At 60.4% G+C, this 13,815-nt stretch carries 16 protein-coding genes; 9 read left to right on the forward strand and 7 right to left on the reverse strand.

Going from position 1 to position 13,815, the window contains the following annotated elements; all coding sequences use genetic code 11:
- Nucleotides 1-29: 29 nt before the first annotated feature.
- Together MCRY_RS17210 and MCRY_RS17215 are read right to left on the reverse strand one after the other, a co-directional pair.
- A complete protein-coding gene (locus MCRY_RS17210) occupies nucleotides 30-554 on the reverse strand; it encodes a holin family protein (protein WP_085632145.1) in 525 nt (174 codons plus the stop codon).
- Entirely contained in the window at nucleotides 545-1,168 is a 624-nt protein-coding gene (locus MCRY_RS17215; protein WP_085632147.1) for a holin-associated N-acetylmuramidase, read from the reverse strand. The genes MCRY_RS17210 and MCRY_RS17215 overlap by 10 nt, the downstream gene beginning before the upstream one ends.
- A gap of 88 nt (nucleotides 1,169-1,256) precedes the next feature.
- Between MCRY_RS17215 and MCRY_RS17220 the strand changes: the two genes are divergently transcribed.
- Nucleotides 1,257-1,706: a cupin domain-containing protein gene (locus MCRY_RS17220; protein ID WP_244897925.1), complete on the forward strand. Its 450-nt coding sequence runs from the start codon at nucleotides 1,257-1,259 to the stop codon at nucleotides 1,704-1,706.
- A gap of 12 nt (nucleotides 1,707-1,718) precedes the next feature.
- Nucleotides 1,719-2,213 (forward strand): acyl-CoA thioesterase, encoded by a 495-nt coding sequence (locus tag MCRY_RS17225; RefSeq protein WP_085632149.1) that lies wholly within the window; start codon nucleotides 1,719-1,721, stop codon nucleotides 2,211-2,213.
- 30 nt (nucleotides 2,214-2,243) lie between these two features.
- Here the strand turns inward: MCRY_RS17225 and pgi are convergent, their stop codons facing one another.
- Genes pgi through zwf form a run of 3 tightly spaced genes read right to left on the reverse strand, consistent with a single transcriptional unit; the run spans nucleotide 2,244 to nucleotide 5,961 of the window.
- Nucleotides 2,244-3,827 carry a glucose-6-phosphate isomerase gene (gene pgi / locus MCRY_RS17230; RefSeq protein WP_085632151.1) on the reverse strand — a complete coding sequence of 528 codons (1,584 nt, stop codon included), beginning with the start codon at nucleotides 3,825-3,827 and terminating at the stop codon, nucleotides 2,244-2,246.
- Between the two features lie 5 nt (nucleotides 3,828-3,832).
- Nucleotides 3,833-4,510, reverse strand: a complete 678-nt coding sequence (gene pgl / locus MCRY_RS17235; RefSeq protein WP_085632153.1) for a 6-phosphogluconolactonase — start codon at nucleotides 4,508-4,510, stop codon at nucleotides 3,833-3,835.
- The gene (gene zwf / locus MCRY_RS17240) at nucleotides 4,507-5,961 is read right to left on the reverse strand and encodes a glucose-6-phosphate dehydrogenase (protein WP_085632155.1); all 1,455 of its coding nucleotides are present in this window, start codon (nucleotides 5,959-5,961) and stop codon (nucleotides 4,507-4,509) included. Before zwf ends, pgl begins: the two co-directional genes overlap by 4 nt.
- 215 nt (nucleotides 5,962-6,176) lie before the next feature.
- On the opposite strand from zwf, the gene MCRY_RS17245 reads away from it, so the two are divergent.
- Entirely contained in the window at nucleotides 6,177-7,118 is a 942-nt protein-coding gene (locus tag MCRY_RS17245) for a nucleoside hydrolase (RefSeq protein ID WP_085632157.1), read from the forward strand.
- Nucleotides 7,115-7,561 (forward strand): GNAT family N-acetyltransferase, encoded by a 447-nt coding sequence (locus tag MCRY_RS17250; protein WP_085632159.1) that lies wholly within the window; start codon nucleotides 7,115-7,117, stop codon nucleotides 7,559-7,561. The genes MCRY_RS17245 and MCRY_RS17250 overlap by 4 nt, the downstream gene beginning before the upstream one ends.
- 3 nt (nucleotides 7,562-7,564) lie before the next feature.
- On the opposite strand, the gene MCRY_RS17255 is transcribed toward MCRY_RS17250, so the two are convergent.
- Nucleotides 7,565-8,104: a CBS domain-containing protein gene (locus tag MCRY_RS17255; RefSeq protein WP_085632161.1), complete on the reverse strand. Its 540-nt coding sequence runs from the start codon at nucleotides 8,102-8,104 to the stop codon at nucleotides 7,565-7,567.
- 99 nt (nucleotides 8,105-8,203) lie between these two features.
- On the opposite strand from MCRY_RS17255, the gene MCRY_RS17260 reads away from it, so the two are divergent.
- The gene (locus tag MCRY_RS17260) at nucleotides 8,204-9,622 is read left to right on the forward strand and encodes a protein adenylyltransferase SelO (RefSeq protein ID WP_085632163.1); all 1,419 of its coding nucleotides are present in this window, start codon (nucleotides 8,204-8,206) and stop codon (nucleotides 9,620-9,622) included.
- On the opposite strand, the gene MCRY_RS17265 is transcribed toward MCRY_RS17260, so the two are convergent.
- Nucleotides 9,598-10,527: a DMT family transporter gene (locus tag MCRY_RS17265; protein ID WP_338087194.1), complete on the reverse strand. Its 930-nt coding sequence runs from the start codon at nucleotides 10,525-10,527 to the stop codon at nucleotides 9,598-9,600. The two genes, MCRY_RS17260 and MCRY_RS17265, sit on opposite strands and share 25 nt — an antisense overlap.
- Nucleotides 10,528-10,669: 142 nt before the next feature.
- Here MCRY_RS17265 and MCRY_RS17270 point away from each other — a divergent pair, with 142 nt between their 5' ends.
- The 4 genes from MCRY_RS17270 to MCRY_RS17285 all read left to right on the forward strand — a co-directional run bounded on the left by MCRY_RS17270 (nucleotide 10,670) and on the right by MCRY_RS17285 (nucleotide 13,752).
- On the forward strand, nucleotides 10,670-11,455 hold the full coding sequence (locus MCRY_RS17270; RefSeq protein WP_085632165.1) for a DUF533 domain-containing protein: 786 nt from the start codon (nucleotides 10,670-10,672) through the stop codon (nucleotides 11,453-11,455).
- Nucleotides 11,456-11,470: 15 nt separating this feature from the next.
- Nucleotides 11,471-12,316 carry a DMT family transporter gene (locus MCRY_RS17275; RefSeq protein WP_085632167.1) on the forward strand — a complete coding sequence of 282 codons (846 nt, stop codon included), beginning with the start codon at nucleotides 11,471-11,473 and terminating at the stop codon, nucleotides 12,314-12,316.
- 76 nt (nucleotides 12,317-12,392) lie between these two features.
- Nucleotides 12,393-12,803 carry a Fur family transcriptional regulator gene (locus MCRY_RS17280; RefSeq protein WP_085632169.1) on the forward strand — a complete coding sequence of 137 codons (411 nt, stop codon included), beginning with the start codon at nucleotides 12,393-12,395 and terminating at the stop codon, nucleotides 12,801-12,803.
- A gap of 55 nt (nucleotides 12,804-12,858) precedes the next feature.
- Entirely contained in the window at nucleotides 12,859-13,752 is an 894-nt protein-coding gene (locus MCRY_RS17285; protein ID WP_085632171.1) for a DMT family transporter, read from the forward strand.
- The last annotated feature ends 63 nt before the right edge of the window (nucleotides 13,753-13,815 follow it).

The following is a 13,815-nucleotide window of genomic DNA, read 5'->3' on the forward strand; positions in this document are numbered from 1 at the left end:
TTCAGACGCGTCGACGCGCCAGGACACCCTCAGGGGCGTTGTCGCATCCAGTCCTCAAGCGCTGCGTTGGCGTCAGGTTGTGGCTCCTGCGTCGGCGTTCCGGTTTCCGGCCGCGAGGGTCGATCAGGTGCGGGTCGCGCCATATGCTCGACAAGCTCGCGCTGGAATTCCTGCCCTTTGGCTTGATGCCGTGCTCCAAAATAGAAGCTGACAATCGCCCCCAGCAGCCACCAGAGCGGTTCTGGCACCAGCGCGAGCCCGACCATGCGGGCGGAAAACCAATCCGGGTCCACCATCGCCGATACGAACAACCCCAAAGTGCCCAAGGCCATCGCCGGGCGCGGAACACGGTTGAGCGCGTCCATCAACCGGTCGAACCAGCCGCGCTGTGGCGCGTAGAACTCTGCCGCAAACTGCTGGAGAGATGCACTATACTGGTCGTGGTCGCGCCGCGATTGTGCTTCGGCATTCGGGCGGAAGACTTCGACCGTGTCTCGCACCACGTTGCGCCCGGATCCGAAGACCAGAGAAAACACCTGTTCGATCAATCCCATGCCGAAACCCTTTGTTGAAACGAAGCCGATGAGAGGTGATACCGAGGGGCAATGAAGGCCTCGGCCCGCGTGATCCACCCCCCCTTCCCGCCTGCCCGGCTGCGCGCGTATTTGCGGCTGGCGGGGCGGCGGTCGGCCAGATCGAAATAATAATTACGCCGTTCGATCCCGTAGGCATCGATGATGTGGTCAGGTGCGCTGGCATGAGCCCTCGCTGTGGCGGCAATGGTCTTGGGGCCAATCACCCCATCGCCCCGCACCGCGTAGCCCATCTTGCCCAACAGACGCTGCAGGATCTTAACCGCGTTCGCACCAGCGTTCACATACATGTCGAAAACAGTTGCATGTAGCGGCTCGGGCAGCTCCGAAATGCGCGGATGCACAAAGTAATGATCAATGAAAATCTGGACCGCCTGCTCTTGGGTAAGTTGCCGAACATCGGCTTGCGTGACCTGCCCATCCCCCGTCAGGTCGATCCCAAGCCTGCGCATCGTATGTATCGTCACGCCATGTTTCGTCGCGCCACCGGGATCATCGGGGTCATTCACATAGCCACCCTCGCGGGCCACGATCTCTTGTGCGATGGTCCGCACCTTGTGGTTCTGCCCGTCCATGCGTTGCCCCTGATTGCTCCCTCGCGCAAAGACTGCAAAGCTGTGGTTAACCAACTCGAAACGCGGCGTACGATGCAGGAGACGCGATGTGAAACAGACTGATCTGGCAGCAAAATCAGCACAGGAGATCATCCGCCATCTGGAACTAAGCCCGCATCCCGAAGGCGGGCATTACCGCCAGACATGGATCGCGGACGAGGCTGGTCGGCCTTCGGGCACCTGCATTTACTTCCTGCTGAGCGCGGGCGAGCACAGCCATTGGCACAAGGTAGATGCCACCGAGATCTGGCACCACTATGCCGGTGCGCCGCTGATCCTGTCACTGTCAGAGACCGATAAAGGACCAGCGAAAGATCATGTCCTTGGGCCGGACTTGTTCAATGGCCAGTCGCCGCAGATCCTTGTGCCCCCGCACCATTGGCAGGCCGCGCGCACCACGGGCGATTGGACGCTTGTGGGGTGCACCGTCAGCCCGGCGTTTCAGTTTGAAGGGTTCACACTCGCGCCAACGGGGTTTGACATTCCCCGTGCCGATTGACACAGCGCAGCTATGACAGACATTCCTTTCCTGACCCCGCTTGACCCGGACCAGCAACGCGCCTTTGGCTTGCAAGACCCGTGGCCACTGGCCTTGGCCGACCGTGTGCGCTTTGCCGAGCTTGATCCGCTCAACCACGTGAACAACGTGGCCTATCTGATCTGGTTCGAAGGCGCGCGGGTAACTTATTTCAAGCATGTGGGTCTGTCGACGTATGACAAAGCCGAAGTCGAGCCGCGCATTGTCATCCGCCGCGGTGAGATCGATTGGCTGCAGGAAATGCGTGCGGACGAAACCTATGTCGTCGTCACCCGGACCGTAGAGTACCGCACCACCAGTTTCACGCTTCGGCAGGAAATCTGGTCGGGAGGAACAGTGCGTGCGACCTTTGACTGTGTGATTGTGCTGTTGCAGCCCGATGGCAGCGGGCGGATGCCGATCCCGGCACCAGTGCGGGAACGGTTCCACAAGATCGATGGCGTCGCAAGGCGCGTCGACGCGCCTTGATCAAGCGCGTTTCAAACCGTCTTACCCGCCTTAAGAATAGCGTTTCACGTACCCGAGAAGTGCTTGCGTACTGCCGTCCTTGCCATCCGCCGGTGCGTCGCCGCTTACCAATGGCCCCAGCGATGTGGCCAGTTCCTTGCCCAGCTCGACACCCCATTGGTCGAAAGAGTTGATGCCAAGGATCACCCCTTCGACAAACACACGGTGTTCATAAAGCGCGATGATCTGGCCCAGCACTTCGGGCGTCAGTTTCGGCATCATCAGCGTCGTCGAGGGCCGGTTGCCCGGGAACACCCGATGCCGCGCCTGCCGTTCAAGCTCGTCTCCGGTCAGGCCTTTCTTGGCCATGATGGCCCGTGCCTCGTCCAGTGACCGGCCACGCATCAGCGCTTCGGATTGCGCCAGACAATTGGCGATGAGCAATTCGTGGTGGTGGCGCAGGTCGGGTTCGTGCCCTTCGGCAGCAACCATGAATTCACACGGAACCACCCGCGTGCCCTGATGGATCAGCTGGTAGAACGCATGCTGGCCGTTGGTGCCGGGTTCACCCCAGACCACCGGGCCGGAATTGACCGTCAAACTCGTGCCGTCCATCGCCACCGATTTGCCATTACTCTCCATCTCGAGCTGTTGCAGATAAGCTGGCAGGCGCGACAGTCGGTTGTCGTAGGGCAACACCGCGCGGGTGGCGTGGCCCAGACCCTGATTGTGCCAGATGCCGACCAACGCCAGCAGCACCGGCAGATTCTCGGGCAGAGCGGCAGAGCGGAAATGAAGGTCCATCGCCTGACCGCCGCGCAAGAAGGCTTTGAAACCGTCCGGCCCAATGGCGACCATCAGGGAAAGGCCAATCGGCCCCCACATGGAATAGCGCCCACCGACCCAGTCCTCGAACCCCAACACGCGTTCGGACGGGATGCCCCATTCGCTTGCGGCTGCAGCATTGGACGAAAGCGCGATGAAACGACCATCGGTCGAGACACCGTGATCCTGCAACCACGCACGGGCTGTGCGGGCGTTGGTCATGGTCTCGATCGTGGTAAAGGTTTTGGAGGCGACGATGAACAGCGTCTTTTCCGGGTCGCAGCCACGCAACGTGTCGGCGATGTCGGCGGCATCGACATTCGACACGAAATGACAGCGCGGCCCGTCGCAATAGGGCGCGAGCGCAAGATACGCCATTGCAGGCCCAAGGTCGGATCCGCCTATGCCGATGTTGACCACATCGGTGATGCCAGAGCCGCGGACCTCGGTCGCGACGGTTTCCATCCGCGTCAGCGTGTCCAGAACGTCGGGCATCACATCCTGACCATCGACCATCACCGGATCGCCATCCAGATTGCGCAGCGCAGTGTGCAGCACCGCTCGGCCTTCGGTCTCGTTGATCTTGGCCCCCGCAAACATCGCATCGCGGCGCGCTTCGATGTCCGCCGCTTGCGCGAGACGGAGCAGCACATCGCGCGTGTTCGCGTCAATTTGGGTTTTGGAATAGTCGAAAAGCAGATCCAACGCGGTCACGCTGAACGCGTCGGCGCGGTCTGCATCCGCCTCGAACATGCCAAGAATCGATTGGTCCCGACCCGCATCTGCTGCTGCTTTGAGATCATCCCACATTGCTGTCACTCCGCCCAATGAACCGTTGCACCATCTAGAACCGCATTAATCGGCGCGTCTTCCGGCAGTTTACCGCGCGCAGCCTCAAGCGCATCGCGCTTGTCCTGCCCGAAGATCAGCACATGTTTGCGCATCGCTTCATTCAGCACCCGCGCACTGAGCGTGATGCGCGGCTCGGGTGCGCCCGGTGCCCGCATGGCCACAAGGATCGGCGCATGTGGATCAAGCGCCTTGTCCAACTGGTCAGCCCCCGGAAAAATCGAGGCGGTGTGCATGTCGGTTCCCATGCCCAACAGAACCACTGCCAATGGCAATTCGTGCGCGATCTGCGATTCGAGTTCGGCCAACACCTCTTCGGGTTCATGCGCGGGCACATAGAGCGGCAGCAAACGCGCTGCTTCCGCACGATCAACCAACAACCGCTCGCGCAGCAGGCGCGTGTTGGAGCGATCGCTGTCTTCGGGCACCCAACGTTCATCGGTGAGCATCACGTCGACGCGGCTCCAGTCGAGATCGGCGGCGCAGAGGTCGTCAAAGACCGGCCCCGGTGAGGTGCCGCCCGGCACCGCCAGCACAACCCGCTCTTCATGGGTCAGGATTGTGCGCAAATCACCCGCCAGCTTATTGGCCAGATCCATCGCCAATAATTCCCGATCTGGGTAGGTCTGAAAGTCGTAACTCATGCCTTTACCTCGCGCCATTTGCGCCCGTCCCGGTGCATCAGCATCAACGCATCTTCGGGGCCAGAGCTTCCGGGGTCGTATGTCTTTGGCACATCGTTGCGCGCTTGCCAGCCTTCGATCAAGGGGTCGGTCCACGCCCATGCCGCCTCGACCTCGTCGCCGCGCATGAACAGCGTTTGATTGCCCCGGATCACGTCCATGATCAGGCGCTCGTAGGCGTCGGGCGCTTCCTCGGCATCCGGGCCCAGCGCTTCGGCAAAACTCATGTCGAGTGGTACGTCCAAAAGGCGCATGCCCCCCGGCCCCGGTTCCTTGATCGTCACGTCGAGCGTCATGCCTTCGTTCGGCTGCAAACGGATCGCCAGCACATTGCGGTGCCGTCCAGCATCCGCACCAAAGATCGAATGCGGTGCGTCCTTGAACACAACCGCGATTTCCGACGCCCGCGCCTTAAGCCGTTTGCCGGTGCGCAGATAGAACGGAGTGCCAGCCCAGCGCCAGTTCGAGATATGGCACTTCATCGCGATAAAACTTTCAGTGCGCGACTTGGGGTCCTCCACATCGTCCCGGTAGCTTGGCCCGTTTTTGTCAGCACCATATTGGCCCCGCACAATGTGGTGCCAATCCACAGGTTCAAGCGCCCGGATCACCTTGAGCTTTTCGTCCCGCACGGCATCCGGGTCGAACTTGGCGGGAGGTTCCATCGCGATCAGACACAAAAGCTGCATCAGGTGGTTCTGCACCATGTCCCGCATTGCGCCGGACTTGTCGTAATAGCCGCCACGCCCACCGACCCCCACGGTCTCGGCCACGGTGATCTGAATGTGATCGACATATTGGGCATTCCATAGCGGCTCGAACAGCATGTTGCCGAACCGGACAGCCATCAGGTTTTGTACCGTTTCCTTACCAAGGTAATGGTCGATACGGTAAATCTGGGTTTCGTGAAAATGCTGCGCCAGCGTGGCGTTCAGCGCACGCGCTGTTTCAAGGTCATGGCCAAACGGCTTTTCCACCACGATCCTGCTCTCGGGCGTCGCCATCCCGAAGCGGTGCAAACGTTCGGCCAGATCACCGAACAGCGATGGCCCAACCGAGAAATAGAACGCACGCACAGTGTCATCGCGCATCTTGCCATTCAGCTCGACCCAGCCGCCATCGCCCTTGGCATCTGTCGTCACATAGGACACCGCGTTGAGGAATGCATCCAGCGTCCCTGCTTCGCAGGTCAGGCCACCGCCGAATTCAGCCACCGCATCAGACACCATTTGGCGGTACTCATCCGTTGTCATCTCGGACCGGGCCGCACCGATAATCTGTGATCCTTCGGGCATTTGCCCTGCGCAGAAGCGCCGGAACAGGCCGGGCAGGATTTTGCGTCGTGCCAGATCTCCGGTGCCGCCAAAGATCACAAGGTCAAACGGGTCGACGGGAATAACGCGGGATACCATAGCCCGATCCTTCCGATTCTGCTTCGCTCAGCGCCTTGTTAGCGCTAACGAGGCAGATGTAAACTGATTTCGCAATAATGAACTTCAGTCTAACACCCCCAGAACGCGCTGCAATCACGTTGCCGAAAGAACGGGCAAAGCCCCGCTCGTGCGCATCAACACGCTTGATCCCGGACCCCCTGCATGTCACCACCGCCGCAAGCAAGGAGTCCCGGATGTCCCCCCGCAAAATCATCATCGACACAGACCCCGGTCAGGACGACGCAGTTGCGATCCTGCTGGCCCTCGCCTCTCCTGACGATCTGGAGATTCTGGGCATCACCGCCGTGGCCGGAAACGTGCCCCTGCCTCTCACAGAGAAGAACGCCCGCATCGTCTGCGAACTGGCGGGAAAGCCCGAGACCCTGGTTTTTGCGGGCTGCGACGCGCCTATAGCGCGCAAGCTGGTCACCGCAGAGCATGTGCACGGCAAGACAGGTCTGGACGGCCCGACCCTGCCAGATCCGACCATGCCTTTGCAGGACCAGCACGCAGTTGATTTCATCATCGAAACCCTCCGCGCCGAGGAAGAAGGCACGGTCACGCTCTGCCCACTGGGGCCGCTGACCAACATTGCCGTCGCGCTGAAACGCGCACCAGATATCGCGGATCGTATTCAGGAAATCGTGCTGATGGGTGGGGCTTATTTCGAAGTGGGTAACATCACCCCAGCTGCCGAGTTCAACATCTATGTCGACCCCGAAGCGGCCAAGGCCGTCTTTGCCTGCGGTGCACCAATCACTGTGATGCCTCTGGATGTCACCCACAAGGCTCTGGTCACGGCCGACCGCAACGCAGCTTTCCGCGCGCTGGGCACGCCCGTCGGCATCGCCGTTGCCGAGATGACGGATTTTTTTGAACGGTTCGACAAGGAAAAGTACGGCAGTACAGGCGCGCCGTTGCACGACCCATGCGTGACCGCCTACCTGATCCAGCCCGATCTGTTCACCGGTCGTCACATCAATGTTGAGATCGAAACCGGGTCTGACCTGACGCTGGGCATGACAGTCGCCGATTGGTGGGGCGTCACCGATCGCGCGCCAAATGCAACCTTCATGGGCGACATCAACGCCGACGGCTTTTTTGCCCTGCTCACCGAACGTCTGGGACGGCTATGAAATCCTTGCACCTGGCCTCTCCAGAGGATTTGCCCAAGCTACTGCCACTGGTTTCGGCCTTTCATGAACATCAGGGTTTCAACACCTCCCTCGAGCATCAGCACGACGCCATTCTGCCGCTTCTCGAAGGTAGTCCCCACGGCGCGATCTGGCTGATCGGCCCACGCCGTGCACCTGTGGGCTATGTCGTTGTCTCGTTCGGCTGGTCGGTCGAGTATGGTGGCATGGATGCCATCGTGGATGAATTATTTGTCCGCAGTGCGGTGCGTAAACGCGGTATGGGCTCGGACGCGCTCAATGGGTTGTCCAAGGCGCTCAAGGAGGGTGGCATCAAGGCCCTGCACCTTGAGGCCGACCAGAACGACGATACGCTGAAACGGTTTTACCAGCGCTGCAAATTCGCCACCCGAGAAGGCTATGCTTACATGTCACGCGAGCTGTGATCCTCAGCCGATAGACGAAACCACGATGATCATCAGCAGTGAATACAGCATGATCCCGCCGCCGATCAGCCAGATCGGATAGTTGCGCCCGACGCTGGCCTTGGCCAATTCCTTGGCCTGATAGATCAGGTCAGGCCATGTGTAGCTAACGAAATCGCCTTGGGTGAAGATCACCTGAATGCGTCCTTCGTCATCAACAACCGGCAGACGGCGGAAGCGTTCGTTCGACATAATGCGCAGCCAGTCGACCACATCGTCGGTCTCGCGCGCAAGGCGGGGATCATGAGTCATGATCTCCGACAGAGACGTTTGCTGCGCGTCCTTGTTCACTGCCACCAGCTTTTTCATCACGTCACGTTCCGTGGCGATGCCGATCACTTTCTGATCATCGTCAACGATAACCACCGATCCGAAATTCCGTTCGCTCATTGCGACAACCGCTTCTGAGACTTTCGCCGTCGGCGGGAAGCACAAAGGCTTTGGCTTGGACGCGAATTCCGGGCGATCCTTGAGCGTCATTCCATATGTGTCCGACGCAACCATGCGGGATACTCCTTTTTTCTATCTCCGCATTGACCCTAGGGCTGTTTTGACAAAGGCAACCCACTGGCGTTGAGACGCAAGCCTGCCTATATCCACGACATGACCCTGCACATTCCCTTCGACAACAGTTATGCCGCCCTGCCCGATAGCTTTTATGCGCGGGTGAAACCGGAACCGGTTAAAGCGCCCACGCTGATTGCAATCAACGAAACGCTTGCCCGCGATCTTGGCATCGACGGACTGGACGATCCAAACCTCGCAGCGCTGTTTGCAGGCAACGCGATCCCCGACGGCGCATCGCCCTTGGCGCAGCTGTATGCCGGACACCAGTTCGGTCAGTACAATCCGCAGCTTGGCGATGGGCGCGCCGTCCTCTTGGGCGAGACCATCGGCACCGACGGCATCCTCCGGGACATCCAGCTCAAAGGGTCAGGCCGCACGCCGTTTTCCCGCATGGGAGACGGTCGCGCGTGGCTGGGTCCGGTACTCCGCGAATACGTGGTGAGCGAGGCGATGCATGCGCTGGGCGTGCCGACAACCCGCGCCTTGGCCGCAGTACGGACGGGCGAAGTCGTGGTGCGTGAACGCCCACTGCCCGGCGCTGTCCTGACCCGTGTGGCGCAAAGCCACCTGCGTGTCGGCACGTTTCAGGTATTCGCCGCCCGCGGTGACACCAAGGCGTTGCAAACCCTCTTTGACTATGCCGTTGCCCGCCACTACCCCGACGCGCCCGACCCCGTCAGTTTCCTCAACGCAGTGATGCGCCGTCAGGCGGCTTTGGTGGCGCACTGGCTCAGCCTTGGCTTTATCCACGGCGTGATGAACACCGATAATTGCAGTATTTCAGGCGAAACCATCGACTATGGCCCTTGCGCCTTCATGGACAGCTACCACCCGGAAACCGTTTATTCCTCGATAGACCGGTACGGGCGCTACAGCTATGCCGCACAGGCGGACATCATCGTCTGGAACATGGCGCAGCTTGCCACCGCTCTGTTGCACCTGATGCCCGACCCCGAAGCGTCAGTCGAACCGTTCACCGCGCAAATCCACACCATGCCTGACATGATCCGTGCCGAATGGCTGCGCAAGTTCAGCGCGAAGATCGGCATCGCTGAGCCAACACCAGAGGATGCCGCGCTGATCGGTGACCTGCTGACCCTGATGCAGAACGCCGAGACGGATTTCACCAATACGTTCCGCGGTCTCGTGGACGGCACGGCGCGCGATCAGTTCACCGACCCGACCGGCTTCGATGCATGGGCGGCCAGATGGCAGGCGCGTATCGTCAGCGAAGAAGACCCATTGGGCCGGATGAGTGCCGCCAACCCGCTGCTGATCCCGCGCAATCACCAAATCGAAGCGATGATCACCGCGGCAGTCAACGGCGACGATGCCCCCTTCGCGCGCCTGATGACTGCATATGCGACGCCCTTTGCCGCAAATTCCAATGTCGACGATCTGCGTAGCCCGCCCGCCCCCGAAGAGGTGGTTCAAGCCACGTTCTGCGGCACTTGAGCCGCAGGCTTGCGCCGCCGGTTGATCAGCACAATCCCCACCGCGACAAGGCACATCGCACCGATGAAGCCCGGCCCCACCGGCTCGTCCAGCAGCATCCAGCCCATGGCCACCGACAGAACCGGTGACAGGAAACTGAACGCCGCAATGTCCGACGCGGGGTAGATTGTCATCAGCCGCAGCCAGAACAGAAACCCAAGGCTCGCCACGAACACCGCCTGAAAGCCCAAACCTGCAATGTGCAACGCCGTTGGGTCGCGCAAGAGATCTCCGAACAACGGTGCGACTGCCAACAGTCCAACGACCGACACGGACAATTGCCAGAACAACTGGCTTTCGGGTGTCAGCTCCGACACCTTCGTCAACCGCACCGTCAGGGCAATTCCAGCCCATGCAAAGGCCGCCAGCAAAGCCAGCCCATCACCCAGAAGGCTGCCCGCCTGTCGCGACTGCGGGTCAAACAAGGCCCAGATCACCCCTGCCATGGCCAAGACCAATCCCAAGACGCGGCGCCAAGACAGGGTCTCTCCGGGCAATGTGAAATGCGCGATCAGAGCCAACCAGACCGGCATCGAATAAAACACGATCGACACCCGAGACACGGTGGTCAGGTCCAACGCGATGAACAGGAAAATGAATTCGATGGTGAACAGACCACCCAGCAAAAGGCCCGGCCAGAATGTGCGCCGCAACCCTTCCAGTTTGCGCCCTCGCACCCAGAGCCACAGGGCAAGCACCAGCAGCGCGAAACCTGATCGCAACCCAGCGGCAAAGACCGGGCCAAACCCGTCATTGGTGACCTTGATGACCACTTGGTTGAACGCCAACACGGTTGCGAACACCACAAGGCCCATCGCGCCGCCCAGATCAATTGCATCCTTGCGTTCCATTCGCGTCAGGGACACCCACCAGCGCTCTGGGTCAAGCGGAAAACGCGCCTGCAGGTCACAGTCAAATCCGCACAGCACAAAGGTTTTTCCACATCTCGCTCGCGAATCGGGCATCTTGAAGACAGCACAGACAACCTGATTGCCGGGAGTAGGAATTATGAGTCTCATGGGAACATTGGCCAAAGTGGCCATCGGATATGCCACAGCTCGAGGCGTGGATCAGCTTTCGGGGGGCAAAGGCCTTGGCGGGCTGATGGGCGGCGCGCAGGTGTCCGGCGATAACCCGATGGCACAAATTCAGGCGCAGCTGGGCCAGATGATGGGCGGGGCCGGTGGATCGAACCCGTTGGCCGGGATGATGGAAAAGATGCAATCCGGCGGGCTTGACCTGTCTTCGATGATGGGCGGCGGGGCTGCCGGTCAGGACGCAGGCGACAAAGGTGGGCTGCTGTCTCAACTTGGTGGCGGCGGTGGTGCTGGTCTTGCCGGGCTTTTGGCGGCAGCCGGTGGCATGGCCGCAATGGGCGGCAAGAACATGGGCGGAATGCTTGACCAATTCGCAAAGTCGGGCGCAGCCGCTCCGCAGGCCGAAGAAACCGCAGCCCTGATGCTGCGTGCAATGATTCAAGCGGCAAAGTGTGACGGCGGCATCGACGAGGCCGAACGCGCCAAGATCCTCGACACTGTAGGCGACGATGCTGACGCCGACGACATCGCCTTCGTACAGGAACAACTGGCCGCGCCTGTAGATGTCGATGCGTTGGCCGCCGACACCCCTGCCCCGTTGCGCTCGCAAGTCTATTCCGCGTCGTTGATGGCGATCCGGCTCGACACCCAACCCGAAGCTCAATACCTTGACGCGCTGGCGCGTGCGATGGAGTTGGATCAGCCGACGGTGAACGCGTTGCATATGCAGATGGGGATTCAGCCGCTCTACAGCTGAACCTGACGCACATCCATGAAAGGCATTTTGCTGGCGTGCCTCGGTGTCCTTATTTTGACACCGGACGCTCTTTTGATCCGTCTGTCCGGCCTCGAAGCGGCGCCCCTAGTGGCGTGGCGCGGACTGGCAATGGGATCGCTTTTCCTGATCGCAGCCTCGCTCACCGGCCAGTTGCGGCTGTTTCCCCGGCTGGCCTCTGGCGTCGGCATGGCATTGGTACTGGCACAATGGGCGAATGCGTCGCTGTTTGCGCCCGCCATTTCGCTGGCCCCCGTGGCCTTGGTGCTGATCGCGGTGGCGACGGTGCCGATTTGGGCTGCGATCCTGTCCCGCGTGCTTTACGGTCACCCCACGGGCACCGCGACATGGATCACCATCGCCGTGGTCAGCGTGGGCATCGTGATCGCAATGTCCGGCAAAAGCGATATCGCCTTCAGCGCAACCGCATTGATCGGTGTGGCCTGCGGCCTTGGCGTGGCGCTCAGCCTTGCGCTCAGTTTCACGTTGTTGCGCCATAACCCGGACATGCCGCTGCTAACCGCAGTGGGAACCGGATCGCTGCTTGCAGGGTTGACCGCCTTGGCGATCACCTCGCCGCAAGAGATGGCATCCGGAACCACATGGGCCATCGCCATCGCCAGCTTTATCGTGCTGCCCGCCTCGTTTTACCTGATGTCCGAAGCCTCACGGCACACCGCATCGGTCAATGTCAGCCTTGTGCTTCTGCTCGAGACCGTGCTCGGGCCGCTTTGGGTCTGGGTCGTGATCGACGAAGCCCCCACGACAACCATGCTGACAGGTGGGACTATTGTGGTTGCAACGCTGGCCACCTATCTCTGGCACCTCCGCCGCAGAGCGTGAAAAAGTCGACCGCCCGTTCTGGCATTGATCCGCGCAGTTCGGTAAACCAATGCGCAGCAAGACAAGAGGCCCGGCGATGTCCGAAACCATCCTTTCCCGCTGCGAAGCGCAGGGCCTGCGGCTCACCGAACAACGGCGCACCATCGCACAGGTGCTTGAGGATTCGACCGATCATCCGGATGTGGAGGAACTCTACGCCCGTGCATCGGGACGTGATCCGAACATTTCGATCGCGACAGTTTACCGGACGGTAAAATTGTTTGAAGAGGCGGGGATTCTCGAAAAAGTCGATTTCGGCGATGGCCGCGCGCGTTATGAAGACGCCGAGCGGGACCACCATGACCACCTGATCGACCTGCACACCGGCAAGGTCATCGAATTCGTCGATCCCGAGATTGAGGCGCTTCAGGAAAAGATCGCGGCCAAACTCGGCTACAAGCTGAAGGGTCACAAACTCGAACTTTACGGTGTGCCTATCAAGAAGTGACACACGCGCATGGCGGGCTCTGGCCTCTTGCGGAAAAGAGGCGTAGCTGAACCGCATGCAAACCATGCGCGCCATCCTCCTGATGATCCTTGCAATGGCGCTTCTCGCGCTCAGCGATGTGTTCATCAAACTGTCTTCACAGGTTTTTTCCCCAGGCTACGTGATGTTTCTCCTCAGCCTCGGGGGCACACTCTGCTTTATGCTGATTGCCAGATGGCAAGGCGCAAACCTGCTAAGCCGCGATGCATTTCACCCTTGGGTGCTGGCTCGAAGCGGGCTCGAGATCATGGGCGGGCTTGGGCTTGTTCTGTCCATCGGGGTGATCCCACTGTCGCTGTTCGCAGCGATTATGCAGATGGCACCACTGGTCGTAACGCTGGGTGCAGCGGTCTTTCTCAAGGAACCCGTGGGGCTGCGCCGCTGGCTGGCCATCCTCGTGGGGATCATCGGGATGCTGCTGGTGATCAAACCGGGAACCGACGGGTTTGAACCTGCCGCCCTTTTTGCTGTGATGGGTGTCTGCGGATTGGGCTTGCGCGATCTGATCACACGGCTCTCGCCGTCACATATCCCGTCGATTTCCTTGGCGACATGGGGGTTTACCGCCACCATCCCAATCGGCTTTGGCCTGATCCTTGTGTCCGAAGCCCCAACCAATGTCACCGCGATCACCGTGTGGCATATGGGGGCCGGGATCATCGTCACCGCGCTTGGCTATTACGCGGTCACACAAGCGATGCGCATGGCCCCTGCCGCCATCGTGTCACCCTTCCGCTACACAAGGCTGATCTTCACAATGAGCCTTGGCATCCTGATCTTCGGCGAACGCCCCGATGGCCTGACGCTCCTCGGTGCAGCCATCATTCTGAGCGCGGGGCTTTATGCGCTTTATCGTGAGCGCAAACTGGCGATGGAACAGGAACGGCTTCAAGCAGCCCCTTCCCGTTAGCGCTATCGGACGCAGTTTACTTTGCGTCCGTCCCTGTTATACCGCCGCTCAAATGCAGCTTTA

The sequence above is a fragment of the Marivita cryptomonadis genome (assembly GCF_002115725.1).
Taxonomy (GTDB): Bacteria; Pseudomonadota; Alphaproteobacteria; order Rhodobacterales; family Rhodobacteraceae; genus Marivita; species Marivita cryptomonadis.